This window comes from [Micrococcus luteus] ATCC 49442, assembly GCF_010367585.1.
GTDB lineage: Bacteria > Actinomycetota > Actinomycetes > Actinomycetales > Micrococcaceae > Arthrobacter > Arthrobacter luteus_A.
The window spans coordinates 2,229,585-2,245,197 of sequence record NZ_JAAAXP010000001.1 but is presented as its reverse complement, the minus strand read 5'-3'; the positions used below and the strand labels follow the sequence as shown (position 1 = coordinate 2,245,197).

The following is a 15,613-nucleotide window of genomic DNA, read 5'->3' as shown; positions in this document are numbered from 1 at the left end:
TCACCCCACGAACTTACCCTGTTGTGCGCGGGCTGAGGCCGATGAAGGCGCCGAGCTCCTCCAGTACCGCAGGTTTGGACGGCATGTAGTTGGTCAGCTCCGGTGACCGGACAATCACGGCACGCCATTGGCCTCGTGAGACCGCCACGTTGATCCGGTTCCGGTTCAGCAGGAACTCGGCGCCGCGCGGAGCCTCGGCCACCGCGGAACAGGCCATGGACACCAGCACCACCGGTGCCTCCTGGCCCTGGAACTTGTCCACGGTGCCTACCCGGACGCCTGCGAGGCCGGCCAGGTGGAGGGCCTGCCGGATGAGCTGGACCTGGGCGTTGTACGCGGCCACCACCAGGATGTCCTCCGGCGTCAGCGGCCGGGCGGGCTTGTCGCCGCCGGGAATCCATTTCAGGCCGATGTGGCGCTGCGCCTGACGGACCACTTCGGCCGCTTCCTCCGGGGAGGACGTGGTGTTCGCGCTGTGCGTCACGAACACGGTTTCGACGCCGGCTGGCAGCTCGGCGAGGCTGCGCTGGGACGCGGCCGGCGCCGCTTCCAGCTTGCCGTCGTAGCTAAGGGCTGACACGGCGCGGCACAGGTCGGGATGCATGCGCCAGCTGTCGGCCAGGAAGTAGCCAAGATCCTCCGGCAGCGTGGCATGGCCGGCGGCGAGCCAGCCCAGGGCCGATTCGTCCACTGGTTCCGGGTGGGAGCCCTGGGTGACCTGCGGCAGCTGCTGCGGGTCGCCCAGGAGCAGGAGGCGCTTGGCGGAGCGGGCCACAGCGAGGGTGTTGGCCAGCGAGAACTGCCCCGCCTCGTCAATCACCAGCAGGTCCAGGGAGCCGGCGGGGACGGACTTGCCGGTCATGGTCCAGGCCGTGCCGCCCACCAGGGCGCCGCCCGGCGATGCCAGCAGGGAAGCGACGTCCTCGTCCTTCGTTTGACGCCACGGCACCCTGTGGTCGGTGGCCAGTTTCTTGGCTACCCGGGCCGGATCCACCCCGGCCGATTCGATGGCGGTGCACAGCATGTTCTCCACCACGGCATGGGATTGCCCCACCACACCGATCTTCCAGCCGTGGGCTACCAGCCGCGCAATGACATGGGAACCGACGTAGGTCTTGCCTGTCCCGGGAGGGCCCTGGACGGCAAGGTAGGACTGGTCGAGGTCCAGCAGCGAGGTTGTGATGGCCGTGATGTAGTCCACTGCGCCGGCGCTGTCCGTTCCCACTCCGGCCGGCGCCGGCAGCGTCCGGAAGCGCGGCGGGACCTTGCGCAGTATGTCGACGCCGGGATGTTCCGGAAGGACGGGGACAGATGCACCAACCGTCCGGGCAAGTTCGGCCAGCGCAGCTTCGATGCTCGCGGTCCGGACCGGCTGATCCTCGGTGAGGGCTATCGGGATGTGCGGGTACGCGGGGACCTTGCCGGTTTCCTTCTCAACGATGGTGATGATGCTCTGTCCCGGGATCTTCGGATGGTCCTCCACTTCTGTCACCAGCGTGCCGAACGTGAAGCCGCGGCCGTCGATGTTTCCGGAAGAATCCTCGAGTCCTTCGGGGACAGGCGAATCGTAAAGCCGGCACCACGAGCTGCCGGGCTTGAAATCCGAGCCTTCGCTCATGGTTCCCGTCAGCCGGAGGGTGCGGGTGCGCATCCGGACCGTCGGTTTCGCCAGGGCCCAGTCCGAGACCACCTCGGCGGTGTCCACCACAAACACGTTCCGGTGGTCCCGCCAGTGGTCGATTTCGGACTCCGTGCGGTCAAAATGTTCCCACCAGAACTGCTTCCGCTCGCGCCGGTGGTAACCGGTGGCCGCGGCAACCATGGCGATGGCCCGTTCGTCGCCGGTCCAGGGCCTGGTGTCCGGGAGGTCCGCCAAGAACTCCTGGAGCCTGCGCTCCTGGGGCGTGGGTTCCGCCTCCACAACATCAGGCAGGAGCGGAGCCGGCCCGCCGTCGTCGTGCGTGGCAGCCGTGCGGGCCGAAGCGGGACTCGCGGCGCGGAGTCCCAAAAGCCAATCGCGGAGCCGGAGGGTGGAGAGGCAGTCGTACTCGTTGTAGTCCGAGATGGACGCAAGGACCTTGGAAGCTTCGGCGGGATCGCCCCCGTCCCGGGCTGCGCAGTAAGCGGCGTAGGCCACCACAGAGGCGCCGGCGTCCTTCACATCGCCCGAGCGCAGGTTGTCGCCCATGTAGAGCGGCTCGAGTTTCTTGATGGAGTACGAGGGCTCGGAAATCCGCAGCGAATGCCGGGCGGTGGCGTAGAGGTCCACGAGCACACCTTCGCGGAGCCAGTTGTCCACGATGTCCTCGCCCGCCAGGTGCCGCACGGACAGGTTCCGCAGCGCCGATTTCTCGTAGGCGGCGTAGTGGTAGACGTGCATCTCCGGATAGCGTGCGCGGCGCTCCTCCACGTAGGCCAGGAAGTCCAGGAAAGCCTGCCGCTCTTCGTTGCGGGAATGCGCCCAGAAAGGCCGGAACACGGGCTTTTCGGCCGCTTCGGCGGCACTGCCTGCCGCTGTGCCGAGAGGCGCTTCGATCACACCGAACAGGTACTCGAGCCCCCACTGGCTGGTGGCCGGATCCTGCCAGAGGGGATCGCCCTCGAAGTCGAAAAAGATGTCACCCGGGCTTGGCGCCGGAATACTCGCCAGGGCGTTCTCCGGCAGGACCTTGAACGTGACTGTATGGTCTTCGCCGTCCTTGGTGAACGTGCGGGAACCGTCGGGTGCGTCCAGGCCCAGCTGCATCCGGGCCTGGTCCCGGAGCCTGACCACCGAGCCGATGGCCTTTGCCGCGGGGAGGCCGGCCAGCGCATCGATGGTGGTGATGCCCTCGGCGATGAGCTTCTTGCGCCGGATGGTGCTCATGCCGCCCACCATCAGGAGGTCGCGGTGGGCCTGCACCTGCTCGGGGCAGTAGTTGCACCGGCCGCAGTGGGTAATGCCCGGCTGCTGCCATTGCACCGGCGACTCGCCCTCCCGGTGCGCAGCGGCCAGGTGCCGGAACCTGGCGCGGCGCTCGCGGAAAACGGGCAGCAGGTCCGGCAGGGAATGGTGGCTGCGGACGTAGTCGCCATCCACCACAGCGCCCAGCACCAGGGTGACCCGCGGCGACGGGTCCAGGCCCATCCCGAGGAGCTGGTCGCCGTACGCCGCGAGCTGCAGGAGCGCGCCGGCCTTGGCGTGCCGGGCCAGCTTGGTGTCCCAGACTTCGTACCGGCCAGGCGATCCGGTGCCGGCTGCCTCGTTGACGATGAAGTCTGCATAGCCCAGGAATTCGCCGTCGAAGAAGGTTGCCTGAAAAACGACGTCGGCCCCGGCACGGAGGGCCAGCTCGGTTTCGGCGTGCTTGGCCACAAGATTTCCCCGGGTGCTGTCCCCGCGCTCAAGGGAGTAGACGCCGCTGCCGCGGCCCGCATCCCAGGCGCCGTACTGCGCGACCAGGCCGGCCAGGACCTTTGCCTCGTGCTGATCGCCGAGCGTCCCGGCACGGCGCTGCATCTCGTCGTCGGGAAATACAGCCTTGGGGGACCGGCCCAGTTTCTCGTCCAGGATGCGAAGCGTGCGGTACTCACACTCGCTGGCGGCCACCAGATCGCTGGCGGAAAACACCAGGTCCGGTGGTGCGCCGGCACCGGCGGAATCGATCAGGAACACGGGGGCCTCCCCATCGGGCTACCTGGCCCGGAGAGGGTTCCCCCGGCCATGATGTGAATCTATCAACAGGCACTGACAACGCGGGCGGAATCAGGAATTCGCGGCGCGGACCTGGGCCTTGTCATGCTCGATGTGGGCGTTGCGGAGGAGCTCAAGGAACTCGGTCTCATTGCGGATGAGCCGCTTGTACTTCTCCGGCAGGCTGCGGATCTGGTCCTCCTCGCGGCACATCGCGGCGAAGATCTTGTCCCTCTCGTTCATGTCGGTCTCGTAGTTGAGGTCCAGGTATTCAATGGCGTGCCGCTTGGCCCCGGAGACTGCATTCTTGGCCTTGCCCTTGGGGCTGAACAGGGACGCCAGGATGGTCACCACCAGGACGCCCAGGATCACACTGAGGGACACAGCCGTGCTGACCTCCACCACGCTGACGTGTTCGCCCTCGTTGATGAACGGCAGGGTGTTCTCGTGCAGTGCGTGCAGGATAAGTTTCACGCCGATGAAGCCCAGGATGGCCGCGAGGCCGTAGGACAGGAAGATGAGCCGGTCCAGCAGTCCGTCGATCAGGAAGAACAGCTGCCGCAGTCCCATCAGCGAGAAGGCTGTGGCGGTGAAGACGATGTACACGTTCTGCGTCAGGCCGAAGATGGCCGGAATGGAGTCGAGGGCAAAGAGGATGTCGGTGCCGCCGATGGCCACCATCACCAGGAGCATGGGCGTGAGGACGCGTTTGCCGTTTTCCGTGGTGAAGAGTTTGTCGCCGTCGTAGTGTGCCGACGCCGGGAGGTACTTTTTGGCGAGCCGGACCACCAGGCCATCGGAGTCGTCGTCGTGGCTGTTTGGTTTGAGCAGGTTGCCGGCGGTGATGAGCAGGATGAGCCCGAAGATGTAGAACACCCAGGCGAAGCTGTTGATGAGCGCGGCGCCGAGGAAGATGAAGGCGGTGCGGGCGATCAGCGAGAAGACGATGCCGAACAGCAGCACTTTTTGCTGGTCCGCGCGGGGGACCTTGAAGCTGGCCATGATGATGAGGAAGACAAAAAGGTTGTCTACGGACAGGGCCTTCTCCGTGACATAACCGGCGAAGTATTCGGTGCCCATGGTGCTGCCGCCAAACACCAGCACGCCGAGGCCGAAGAGGATGGCGATGCCCACGTAGATGGAAGACCAAATGGCCGATTCCTTCAGCGACGGGGTGTGGGCCTTCCGCACATGGAAAAAGAAATCGAAGGCCAGGAGGCCAACAATTCCGGCGATGGTCAGGGTCCAGACAAAGGAAGAAACTTCCACGTTGGGGGCCTTTCGTTGGAGTCTTCCTCCAGCGTACCTAAGCAGGCTTCAGAAGTTTCCGCTTCATGACGGCCTCCCGGGAGAGCGTTTTGTAGCCTTCCCGCTCGAACAGGACGGTGATGACGTCGTCCTCGTAGCGCATCACCAGCCCGGCTCCCCATTTTTTGTGGGTCACCGGGGATTGAAGCGGAAACGGCACATCGGCAGCATTGCCGGGCACGCCGCCGTCGCGCGTTACCGCCTGCGGTTGCAGCGCACCGTGCCGCGTGCCGTCGTTGCAGGTATCGCAGTTGCCGCACGGTTCCGGGAGGTCCTCGCCGAAGTATCCCAGCAGGAACTGGCGGCGGCAGCCGTCAGTCTCGGCGTAGCCGCGCATCATGTGGAGCCGGGACTGGTCCACCCGCTGCCGAGCTTCGGCGAGCTCGACGGCGCGTTGCACCAGTGCGGCCGGTTTAGCTTTGGAGGTGAGCCGGACGCCCCGCTTGCCGGAGGTGACGGCACCGGCGTCCTGCAACTGATTCAGGAGGCCGGTCATCCGGCGGGGCTTAAAGCCGGTGAGGACGGCGAGTGAGGACGCGAACACGGGCCCGTCCGCCGTGCGCAGGGCCTTGAGAACTGCCAGCAACGCCTCCGGGTCCGGGTTGTGGGTGCCAAAGAACTTTCGCAGGCCCAGGTCCTCGGCGCGGTAATGGAGAACTGCCGACGCCGGCTGGCCGTCGCGTCCGGCCCGGCCCAGCTCCTGATAGTACGCATCCAGGGATTCGGGAATGTCCGCGTGGATCACAAACCGGACGTTGGGCTTATCAATCCCCATCCCGAACGCCGTGGTGGCCACCACCACATCCAGTTGGTCGTCCATAAACAGGTCCAGGATCCGTTCGCGGTCTGCGGCGGCGCGGCCTGCATGGTAGGCCTCGGCACGAAGCCCCGCCGCCAGCAGCTTGGCGGCGTACTTCTCCGTGTCCTTGCGGGTGGCAGCGTAAAGCAACCCATGCTGCCGTTTTCCGGCGCCGGAGCCGTGTCCGAGGACCAGGGCGGCGACCTGGTCCACCACCGCGCGGCGTTTTTCCTTCTCCTCGTGATGCCTGACCACGTCCAGGGTGATGTTGGGCCGGTCAAAGCCGTGGACAAGGACCAGCGGATCCTTCATGCCCAGCCGTTCCGCAATCTCCTCCCGGACGGGAGGAGAAGCCGTGGCCGTCAACGCGGCGGCCGGGGGATTGCCCAACTGCTCCCGCACCGTTCCCAGGGTCAGGTAATCGGGCCGGAAATCGTGTCCCCAGGAAGAAACGCAGTGCGCCTCATCCACCACAAAAAGTGCAGGCCTCACAGCTGCAATCCGCTCCACTGTTTCCTTCCTGGCCAGCTGCTCGGGAGCCAGGAAAAGGAAAGCGGCGCGGCCGGACTCGACTTTCTGCCACGCATCTTCCACTTCAGCGTCGGTGTGCGAGGAGTTGATGGCGACGGCGGCGTCCTCGCCGAGTGCCTCGGTGAGCCCGTCGACCTGATCGTCCTGGAGTGCGATCAGGGGCGAAACCACTACGGCGGGGCGTCCCGTTTCCCGGTGGAGGTGAAGGGCCGCCACCTGGTAGATCGCGGACTTGCCGTAGCCGGTGGGCATCACGGCCAGGACGTCGCGGCCGGTGACGAGCGCGCCCATCCCTGCGAGTTGACCGTCGCGGAGCTTTGGCAGGGAGAAAGCGGAGGTAGCAAGCGCGCTCAGCGCAGGATTCTCGGACATAAACGCAGCTCCGGAGGGTGGGTCCTGGGGCCGCTTGCTTCAGCCGTGGTGACCAGCCTACGCGAGGCGGCGGCCCGACGTCGTCCTCCCTATCAGGGTGACGGCGGAGTTGTGGGGGTGACGGTACATCCGGTGCCCGGTGGCGGGCGTTTTCCTTGACTTCCGGGGGCCCCTGAACAAGTGTGGGATGAGACTGGTGCGCCGCTGTGAAATCCGTGGGCGGGCACAGACTTCAATCAAGGAGAGTGCAACGTGGCACGCAAAAATCCGAAGGTGGAAGAGGTTAACGAGGCCGACATCGAGGTCACGGGCCACCCGAAGACGTGGGTCGCCGGGGTTCCGGGCGTGTACCACTCGATGGAACCCGCCCTGACGCACATGGGCGTGAGCCGGGCCGCGAAGACTCTGCTGGCACTGAACCAGAAAGACGGCTTCGACTGCATGAGCTGCGCCTGGCCGGATCCCGGCCACCGCAAGACCTTCGAGTTCTGCGAGAACGGTGCCAAGGCTGTCACTTGGGAAGCCACGCCGGTGGTGATCGGCTCCGAGTTCTGGGCCGAACATCCCGTGAGCGAACTGCGGCAGCGGTCAGAGTACTGGCTGGGCATGCAGGGCCGCCTCACCGAGCCGGTCTACAAGCCTGCGGGGGAGGACCACTACCGCCCGGTCAGCTGGGATCAGGCGTTTACCATCGTCGGGGACAAGCTCAAGGGACTCGCCAGCCCGGACCAGGCCACGTTCTACACCAGCGGCCGGACCTCCAACGAAGCAGCCTTCCTGTACCAGCTCTTTGTCCGGGCGTACGGCACCAACAACCTGCCGGACTGCTCCAACATGTGCCACGAATCCTCCGGCTGGGCGATGGGCCAGACCATCGGCGTCGGCAAAGCAACCATCGCCTACGACGACTTCGCCAAGGCGGACCTGATCATCATCATGGGCCAGAACCCGGGCACCAACCACCCCCGGATGCTCACGGCACTGGAGGAGGCCAAGGAGGCAGGGGCGAGCATCGTGGCCGTGAATCCGCTGCCCGAGGCCGGCCTGATGCGCTACAAGAATCCGCAGAAGGTCAAGGGGATCGTGGGCCGCGGCACCGACCTGGCGGACCAGTTCATCCAGGTGCGGCTCGGCGGCGACATGGCCCTGATGCAGGCGGTCTCCAAACGCGTCCTCGACGCCGAGGCTGCCAACCCGGGCACCGTGCTGGATCACCAGTTCCTCGCGGAGCACTGCGAGGGGCTGGAGGAGCTGCAGGCCCACCTGGCCGGGCTTGATGAAGCCGCAGTCCTCAGGGCAACGGGCCTGCGTGCCGGGGAGATTGACGAGCTCGCGGACCGCTACGTGCGGGCAGACAAGGTGATCATCACCTGGGCCATGGGCATCACCCAGCACAAGAACGCCGTGGCCACCATCAAGGAAATCATCAACCTGCTGCTGCTGCGCGGCAACATGGGCAAGCCCGGCGCCGGCGCCTCGCCAATCCGCGGGCACAGCAATGTCCAGGGCGACCGGACCATGGGCATCTGGGAGCAGATGCCGCCGGCCTTTATGGACGCCCTGGGCAAGGAGTTCAGCTTCGACCCGCCGCGTGAGCACGGCATCGACGCCGTGGAAACCGTCCGGCAAATGCGCGACGGCGGGATCAGGGTTTTTGTGGCTATGGGCGGCAACTTCGTGGGAGCCATTTCGGACACCGACGCGGCGTTTGCGGCGATGGAGAACACCGACCTGTCCGTCCAGATTTCCACCAAGCTGAACCGCTCGCACACGGTGACCGGGGCCGAAGCGCTGATCCTGCCCACGCTGGGCCGCACCGAGATCGACATGCAGGAATCCGGTGCGCAGTTTGTCTCCGTGGAGGACACCGTCTCCGCCGTGCACGCCTCGCACGGCACCGTCAAGCCGGTGGCACCGGACCTGCTGTCAGAAGTTGCGATCGTCACCAGGCTGGCGCGGAAGGTGGTGGGGGATTCAGTCCAGGCGGACTGGGCCGGGTTTGAGAAGAATTACGACCTGATCCGGGACCACATCGCGCACGTAGTCAGTGGCTGCGAGGACTACAACCGCAAGATCCGGCAGGACGGCGGCTTTGTGCTGCCCAACGGGCCCCGGGATTCGCGGGAGTTCAACACACCAACGGGTAAAGCCATGCTGACAGTCAACGAGCTGGAGCACGTAGAGCGGCCCGCCGGCACCCTGATCCTGCAGAGCATGCGCTCGCACGACCAGTTCAACACCACCATCTACGGCAATAACGACCGTTACCGGGGCATTAAGAAAGGCCGCGAGGTGGTGTTCGTCAGCCCTGAAGACCTGGCCGAACTGGGGCTGAACGACGGACAGCACGTGGACATCCACGGGATTTACCAGGACAACGTGGACCGTGTCCTGCGCAACTTCCGTGTGGTCTCGTATCCCACCGCCCGCGGCTGTGCTGCCGCGTACTACCCCGAAGCCAACGTGCTTGTTCCGCTGGACAGTGTGGCGGAGGGCAGCCAGACGCCCGTTTCCAAGGCCGTGATCGTCCGGCTGGAGCCGGCCGCGGTGGCGCCTGCCGTCACATAAGCGGGCCTGAGCCGCACAGGCGGTGCCGGCCAGCGCCGCTTATGCGGTTCGGGACCGTCTGTGCGCCGATTCCCTACTGCCCGGTGTCTGCCCAGCCCTTAGCCGCCGGGCCGCCGTCGTGACCGTCCTCGCAAAGCCGGGACGCGACGTCGGCCGCTCTGGTAATTGCCGCGGCTGATGAAGCCTTCGAGCCCGCGCCGCCCTGGGTGCCGACGTCGAGCCCTGCGGCATAACCCACCAGGAACGTGGTCACCGGTGCGGCCGCGTGGATGACGGAGTCGGCAGATTTCCTGGCCAGGTCAAGCAGGATGTCCTGGTCGACTTCCAGGTCCAGGATCTGCAGTGCCTGGGCCAGCCGGTGGGTCCACTGGTCCAGGACCTGCGCTTCGTTCTCGTCAACGGGCATGGGGTTCTCCTTTGTCGCTGGTGGTTGATTCAGCAGAGACCACCAGCCTATGTGCCTCGCCTTTGGGAGGCGAGACCGTGCGCCTATAGGCTCAAGGCGCGGGGGCAACTGTTCCTGCATGCCAGTGCGCGACGGGGGAAGCCGCATGAACACCATTCACCACCTGGACCCGGCATCACAGGCACCAATGGCTGAGGGCCCGGACGCCACGGCGATCACACTCGGGCAGGCGTTCCGGGTGCTGTTGTTCGTGGGGCTGTACGTCGCGGTGCCGGCGGCCGGAATCCTGGCTGTGGGCCTCCTGCGCCTTGTTGACTTCACCCCGGCTTCGTTGATCCTGGCGGTCCTCGTCGGCGCCACCGCAGCCGCCATGCTCGCGCTGTACGTCCACCTGATCCGAAAATATGGGCTCAGCGTCGGCGATCTGGGCTTCCGGCGCCTCTCGCCACGGATGTTCCATCTGCTGTGGCAGGTTCCCGCCGCCATCATCGCTTCGGCCTGCGTTCAGGGAATGTCATTGGCTGCTTTTGGACAGTTCGGTCTGGACACGTCCGCAGTGGGCGCCTCCAAAAGCCCGCTGTCCCTGGTGACCGGCTTGCCCGTTGCGTTCATAATCCTGGCCGTCGTTATTGCTGCCGTGCTCACGCCCCTGTGGGAGGAAGTTCTGTTCCGGGGTGCCATCCTCAGCGGCCTCCTGCGCCGGTTCGGGCCGTTCCTGGCGGTTGTGCTGTCCGCTGCGGTCTTTGCGTCCGTCCACCTGGTGGTGCTCACCTTTCCGTATCTCTTCTGCTTAGGCATCGCGCTGGCGCTCCTGCGCAGGTTCCACCGGAATCTTTGGGCACCGGTGGTCCTCCACGCCGTCAACAACGGACTCGTGGCGCTGATCGTTGTGACAGCGCTGTGAACAGCCAGGGGAACAGCCAAGCTGCGGGTCAGACAAACAGCCAGACCACCCTCGTGGGGCGGGGAACGGCCATGCTCGGCGGAGTGTTCACGGCGGCGTGGGTCATTGCCGGGGCGGGGTTGCTGGCCACAATTGGTATCCTGCTCACCATCCCGACACTCGGTTTCGCTCCGGGGAACCCGTGGGCCGCCTCCGTCCTCTACATTGCGGCGCCGGGACTGCTGATTCCGTTCTCGCTGTACCTGTTTGCCCGTGCAGGCCGGTACTGGCTGGACGGAAAGGGGAACTGGTTCCGGCCCGCCGGAAAAGAGTTCGCCTACCGGCTGAGCCTCTCGCTGGCATTTGGCTTGGCGGGCCTGGCCGCGTGCATGGCCGGGCTCGCCCCTTTCGAAGACTTCATGCCGGGCAGCTGGGACAGCGCCGGGGACCTGTTTGTCGGCGCGTTCGCGGCCCTGTTCTTCCTGGCGATCCTGATTTCGGCTGTGGCGGGGGCGGCCTTCATGGCCGGCTGGAAGGCCGTTCCCGCGGCCCTGTTGGTTTCCAGCGGATTCGGCGCTATCTGCGTTTATGCGCTGACCGACGGGAACGCCTGGGAAATTGCTGCCTACACGCTCCTGGCGGCGTCCGTGGCGTGGTTCTATGCCATCGGCGTCGAAACCGGCTGGGTTCCTGACTATCACCACGGGGTTCTGGGCCACTGGCTGACCGGGGTGCTGGCCGCTGCTGCGGTTGCCACGGCGATCTGGTGGGGCGTCGGCTTCCTGCCGTTGGCCGGACTCTGTGTCCTCGCTGCCTGGATTCCCCTGCAGCTGCCCGTAACCAGCGGAGCGGCCCATCGTGTGCCTGAAACGCGGCCCCCGAAGCAACAGCGCACCCGGCGGAAGCGAAATCGCGGACGGAGTTGAGGGGGCGGCGCGTCCTTGACACTCCTGCGTGCCCTGAGGAATATCGAAGATGCCGGTGCAACTGGCGATCTTCTGAAGTGCAGCTGCTGACCGGCCCCTGAAGGGAGTCGGGATGCAGGCTGTTGTTCGTGGTTTCATCGCCTCCCGCCTTATTGCCGTGGCGGCTGCAGCCGGGCTGGTGGCCTCGCTCGGAAGCTGCACCAACGCGACAGTACCGTCCGGTCAGGAGTCGGCCGCTGTCCAGGCCACCCCTGGCGCTACAGCCCGGCCGGCGCCTGCCTTCGTGGCGGTGCTGAAAAAGTACAGTGAGGACCTGCGCGCGGGGGGAGCCACCGCCGTCGTCATTCAGATGAAATCCAGGGTGGGGGAGTGGTCCTCGGCCGAGGGTGTCCGCAGCCTTGAGGGCAATGAGCCTGTTCGGCTGACAGACCAGACCCATATCGGCGATATCACCATGACCATGGTGGCGGTTTCGGTCATGAAGCTGGTGGAGGAAGGCAGGATCAAACTGGACGACCCCATCCAGAAATACCTGCCGGACTTCGAGACCATCATCAAGCCGCCCGGGCCGGTCAGCATCCGAAACCTTCTCAGCCACCGGTCCGGAATGCCGCACTACTGGGATTACCCGGCGGACCTCGGCAACCGGCGGTTCACGCATGAGGAGCGTTTGGGCTTCGCTGCGGCCCTCCGCTGGCGTCCGCGGCAGTTCCCCGCCTATCGCTACTCGAACACCAACTATTCGGCGCTGGCGCTCCTTGTCGAGAAGCTGCGGGGCAAGGACATCGGTACTGTCATCGCCACGGACAGCGTGAAACCGCTGGGGCTGAAGGACACCCTTATGTCCGGCGGCACCCCCGGACCGCAACGGATGATCCACGGCTACACCAAGGAAAAGGGCGAACTGTCAGAGGGCACGCTTGCTCCGTTCCACGCAGGTTCCCCCGACACGGGGATGATTTCCACAGTGCCCGAGCTCAACACCTATTTCGCCGCGCTGCAGAAAGGGACGCTGCTGACGCGCCAGAGCGTGGAGGAGGTGCATCATCCGAAATACGAAGAGTTCGGTCTGGGCGTGGTCCGCCGTTATGACGAATGCTCCAACAATGCCTACTTCGGCCATATCGGCGTGGTGCGGGGGTACGCCGCGCTGGCCCTGATCAGCGCAGACGGGTCCCGCCAGATTGCCATGGCGGTGGCCCGCGCACCCTCAGAAGAGCTGATTGGTTTCGATGACCCGCAGTCCATCGAGATGTCTGAAGCGGCGGTGGAGGCCCTCAACCTGGCCTGTTAGCCGGCGGAGAAATAGCGACACGTATTCCGCGGTTAGGCTGTAGCAGACGCCTACAATCCGAGGAGATCTTCGTGAATGATGTGACCATCCGCCACAACCCGGAGCGGCACCGCTTCGAAGTCCTCACCGGCGGCACTGTTGTGGGTAAAGCCGCGTATAGGGATTACGACGGCGGCAGCGCACCGCAGCGGATCTTCTATCACACCGTGATCAACGAGGAATACGGCGGCCAGGGGCTCGCAGGCAAGCTCGCGAAAACGGCGCTCGCAGACACAGTCGCCGCGGGCCGGGCCATCGTCCCGGTCTGCCCGTACATCAAGAAATACGTCCGCAAGCACCCGGAGTATGCCGCTGCCACGGTGGCTGTCACCCCTGCCCATCTGGAATTCCTCAACACCGCCCTGGCGGCCCGGGCCTGAGCCCGGGCAGCAGCAGAAGTTTCCGTGAGCCATAAACCCCGGACCGGGCTGGCCGTCGCCGGCCTGAGCCTGGGCACGGCGCTGAACCCGCTCAACTCGTCGATGATCGCGGTCGCCCTGGTGGTGCTCCGCGCGGACTTCGGGCTCGACGTCGCCACGGTCACCTGGGTGATTACCTCCTTCTACCTCAGCTCCGCTGCAGGCCAGCCGCTGATGGGCAAGCTCGCGGACAGGTTCGGGCCGCGCCGGATGTTTATGCTCGGCATGGGACTGGTGGCGGTGACCTGTGCGCTCGCTCCCTTTTCGCCGAACTTCGCGTTGCTCTGCGTTGCCCGGGCCGTCATGGCACTGGGCACGGCCACGGCGTATCCCAGCGCGGTGGTGATGGTGGGTGCCATCGTACGGGAGGCCAGCGCCGGGCAGCGGTCCAAGGCCGAATCGTCGCGACCGCTGGGCTATATCCAGATGGCCAACACGTCTGCGGCGGCTGTTGGGCCCGTCATTGGTGGCCTGCTGGTGGGCTTCGTCGGCTGGGAGGCCCTGTTCCTCATCAACGTTCCGCTGGCGTTGGCGGCGTTGCTGATCGTGCGGCAGGCGGCCCCGGCAGATGCGGCGCGGGAACGCGGGAGCTTCCTAGCTTTGGTGCGTGACTCGGACATCCCGGGCATCCTGGGTTTCGTCGGCTCCCTCCTGCTGGTGATGATGGCACTGCTTGACGTGGCGCCCGGTTACCGCTGGTGGCTGCTGGGTGCCGGAACCGTGATCGCTGCACTGTTTGTCTGGCGTGAACTGGGCTTCAGCCCGCCGTTCCTGGACCTGCGGCTCCTGGGCCGGAACCGGCCGCTGATGCTCGTGTATGTAGGCTTCGCCGTATTCAACAGCGTCTACTATTTTGTGTTCTTTGGCCTGCCCCAATTGCTCCAGGAATCGGCGGGCTACAACCCGGGCGTGGTCGGCCTGCTGATGCTGCCGCTGGCCGCCGCCTCGGTCCTTGCCACCCCGTGGGCCGTGCGGGCAATGGGGAAGTTCGGCGTGCGGCGCGTGCTGATCGCCGGTGTCGTTCTCCTGGCTGTGGCAGCCGCCCTCATGGGGCTCCTGACCGGCTCGCTGGCCATCCCGCTGGTCCTGGCACTCACGGCGCTGATGGGTGTTCCGTTCGGGGCGGTGAGTATTGCCTCAAACCAGGGCATGTTCGTCTCCACCCGCCCGGAGGAACGCGGAATCGCCGCAGGTATCTTCCAGACGTGCCGGTATGTGGGTGCCATTACGGCGACGGTGCTGATCGGGGTGTTCGCGGCCGGCGGCGTGGATCAGGCGAGCTGGGGGCTGATGGTGGTGGCCATGCTGGTCCTTAGCGTGGTGGCCTTTGGCGTGACGCTCTTGTGGCGGGAGCGGCAAGGCTAGCGACTGCCCGGTTTGCAGGACTTCAGGCGGGCCTGATGAACAGGTGGTGAACACAACATGAGGTGCTTGGGCGGGGTCTGGCGGGTTGCCTGCGGCGTCCGTTTATGATGGCCGCATGGCACCTTACGAAGTCACCCGCAGCGCCCTCATCCCTGCCCCGCCGGAAGCGGTGTTTCCGCTCGTTAACAGCTTTCTGGAGTGGACTAAATGGTCGCCGTGGGAGAACGTTGATCCGGAGCTGGACCGTTCCTATTCCGGTAACGACGCCGGCGTTGGCGCACGCTACGCCTGGAGCGGCAACCGCAAGGCCGGCAGCGGAACCATGGAAATCGTTGAGTCCGATTTCCCCCGGAGCATCAAAGTGAGGCTCGAATTCATCAAGCCGTTCAAGGCTGTCAACCCCACGTCGTTCGCCTTTACGCCGTCCGACGGCGGCACGCTGGTCACATGGCGGATGACCGGAGAGAACAAGGGCCTCGCGAAAATCTTTGGCCTGTTTATGAACATGGACAAGTTCATCGGGGCCGACTTCGAACGCGGTCTTGCCGCGCTCTCCACCGCTGCGACGGCTAAAACAGCCTGACCCTTCCCCTGGGGCGGGCAGGCCGTCAGGTTCATAGTGGGCATGCGGGAGCGCAACGGCCGGCGTCGGCCTCCACCCATGGTGATCGGTGCGCCCCGCGCCTATCGTGGAGAAATGGCTGATACTTTTGCGTCCTTTGTGGAAACCTTCAAAAACGTCGGCGTCACCAAGGCGTACGGCCCGCCCGTCAGGGTGGGTGAGGAAGAGATCGTGCCCGTCGCCTTGGTGACGTTCGGGTTTGGTGGCGGCGGGGAAGGCGGCGAGGGCGCCTCCGGCGGTGGCGGTGGTGGCATGGTGCTGCCGCTGGGTGTGTACGGAAGTTCCGGCGGCCGCGCGGAGTTCCGTCCCAACACCGTCATAACTTTGGTGTGCCTCGTCCCGGTGATCGCCGTCGTGGGAGCCGCCGTCCGCGGGGCCATCCGCGCCGCGAAATCCTGATCTGCGCCC

Annotated in this window: 12 protein-coding genes; 8 read left to right on the top strand and 4 right to left on the bottom strand. The window is 65.6% G+C overall.

Going from position 1 to position 15,613, the window contains the following annotated elements; genetic code table 11:
* Positions 1-13: 13 nt before the first annotated feature.
* From GUV69_RS10085 to GUV69_RS10075, 3 genes are all read right to left on the bottom strand, one after another.
* Entirely contained in the window at positions 14-3,655 is a 3,642-nt protein-coding gene (locus tag GUV69_RS10085) for a TM0106 family RecB-like putative nuclease (protein WP_164201986.1), read from the bottom strand.
* Positions 3,656-3,745: 90 nt separating this feature from the next.
* The gene (locus GUV69_RS10080) at positions 3,746-4,942 is read right to left on the bottom strand and encodes a TerC family protein (protein ID WP_164201984.1); all 1,197 of its coding nucleotides are present in this window, start codon (positions 4,940-4,942) and stop codon (positions 3,746-3,748) included.
* A gap of 37 nt (positions 4,943-4,979) precedes the next feature.
* Complete coding sequence (locus tag GUV69_RS10075) at positions 4,980-6,683, bottom strand: RecQ family ATP-dependent DNA helicase (protein ID WP_164201982.1); 1,704 nt, start codon at positions 6,681-6,683, stop codon at positions 4,980-4,982.
* A gap of 252 nt (positions 6,684-6,935) precedes the next feature.
* On the opposite strand from GUV69_RS10075, the gene GUV69_RS10070 reads away from it, so the two are divergent.
* On the top strand, positions 6,936-9,251 hold the full coding sequence (locus GUV69_RS10070) for an FdhF/YdeP family oxidoreductase (RefSeq protein ID WP_164201980.1): 2,316 nt from the start codon (positions 6,936-6,938) through the stop codon (positions 9,249-9,251).
* Positions 9,252-9,324: 73 nt separating this feature from the next.
* Here GUV69_RS10070 and GUV69_RS10065 read toward each other — a convergent pair whose 3' ends face one another.
* A complete protein-coding gene (locus GUV69_RS10065; protein WP_164201978.1) occupies positions 9,325-9,657 on the bottom strand; it encodes a DUF6457 domain-containing protein in 333 nt (110 codons plus the stop codon).
* A 145-nt stretch (positions 9,658-9,802) separates the two neighbouring features.
* Between GUV69_RS10065 and GUV69_RS10060 the strand changes: the two genes are divergently transcribed.
* The 7 genes from GUV69_RS10060 to GUV69_RS10030 all read left to right on the top strand — a co-directional run bounded on the left by GUV69_RS10060 (position 9,803) and on the right by GUV69_RS10030 (position 15,604).
* The gene (locus GUV69_RS10060) at positions 9,803-10,561 is read left to right on the top strand and encodes a CPBP family intramembrane glutamic endopeptidase (RefSeq protein WP_244292684.1); all 759 of its coding nucleotides are present in this window, start codon (positions 9,803-9,805) and stop codon (positions 10,559-10,561) included.
* Between the two features lie 53 nt (positions 10,562-10,614).
* Positions 10,615-11,466 carry a hypothetical protein gene (locus GUV69_RS10055; protein WP_164201976.1) on the top strand — a complete coding sequence of 284 codons (852 nt, stop codon included), beginning with the start codon at positions 10,615-10,617 and terminating at the stop codon, positions 11,464-11,466.
* Between the two features lie 112 nt (positions 11,467-11,578).
* Entirely contained in the window at positions 11,579-12,760 is a 1,182-nt protein-coding gene (locus tag GUV69_RS10050; RefSeq protein WP_164201974.1) for a serine hydrolase domain-containing protein, read from the top strand.
* A 71-nt stretch (positions 12,761-12,831) separates the two neighbouring features.
* Positions 12,832-13,179 carry a GNAT family N-acetyltransferase gene (locus tag GUV69_RS10045; protein ID WP_164201972.1) on the top strand — a complete coding sequence of 116 codons (348 nt, stop codon included), beginning with the start codon at positions 12,832-12,834 and terminating at the stop codon, positions 13,177-13,179.
* 24 nt (positions 13,180-13,203) lie between these two features.
* A complete protein-coding gene (locus GUV69_RS10040; RefSeq protein WP_164201970.1) occupies positions 13,204-14,583 on the top strand; it encodes an MFS transporter in 1,380 nt (459 codons plus the stop codon).
* A 115-nt stretch (positions 14,584-14,698) separates the two neighbouring features.
* Positions 14,699-15,166, top strand: a complete 468-nt coding sequence (locus GUV69_RS10035; protein WP_164201968.1) for an SRPBCC family protein — start codon at positions 14,699-14,701, stop codon at positions 15,164-15,166.
* A 114-nt stretch (positions 15,167-15,280) separates the two neighbouring features.
* Positions 15,281-15,604 (top strand): hypothetical protein, encoded by a 324-nt coding sequence (locus GUV69_RS10030; protein WP_164201966.1) that lies wholly within the window; start codon positions 15,281-15,283, stop codon positions 15,602-15,604.
* Positions 15,605-15,613 lie beyond the last annotated feature (9 nt).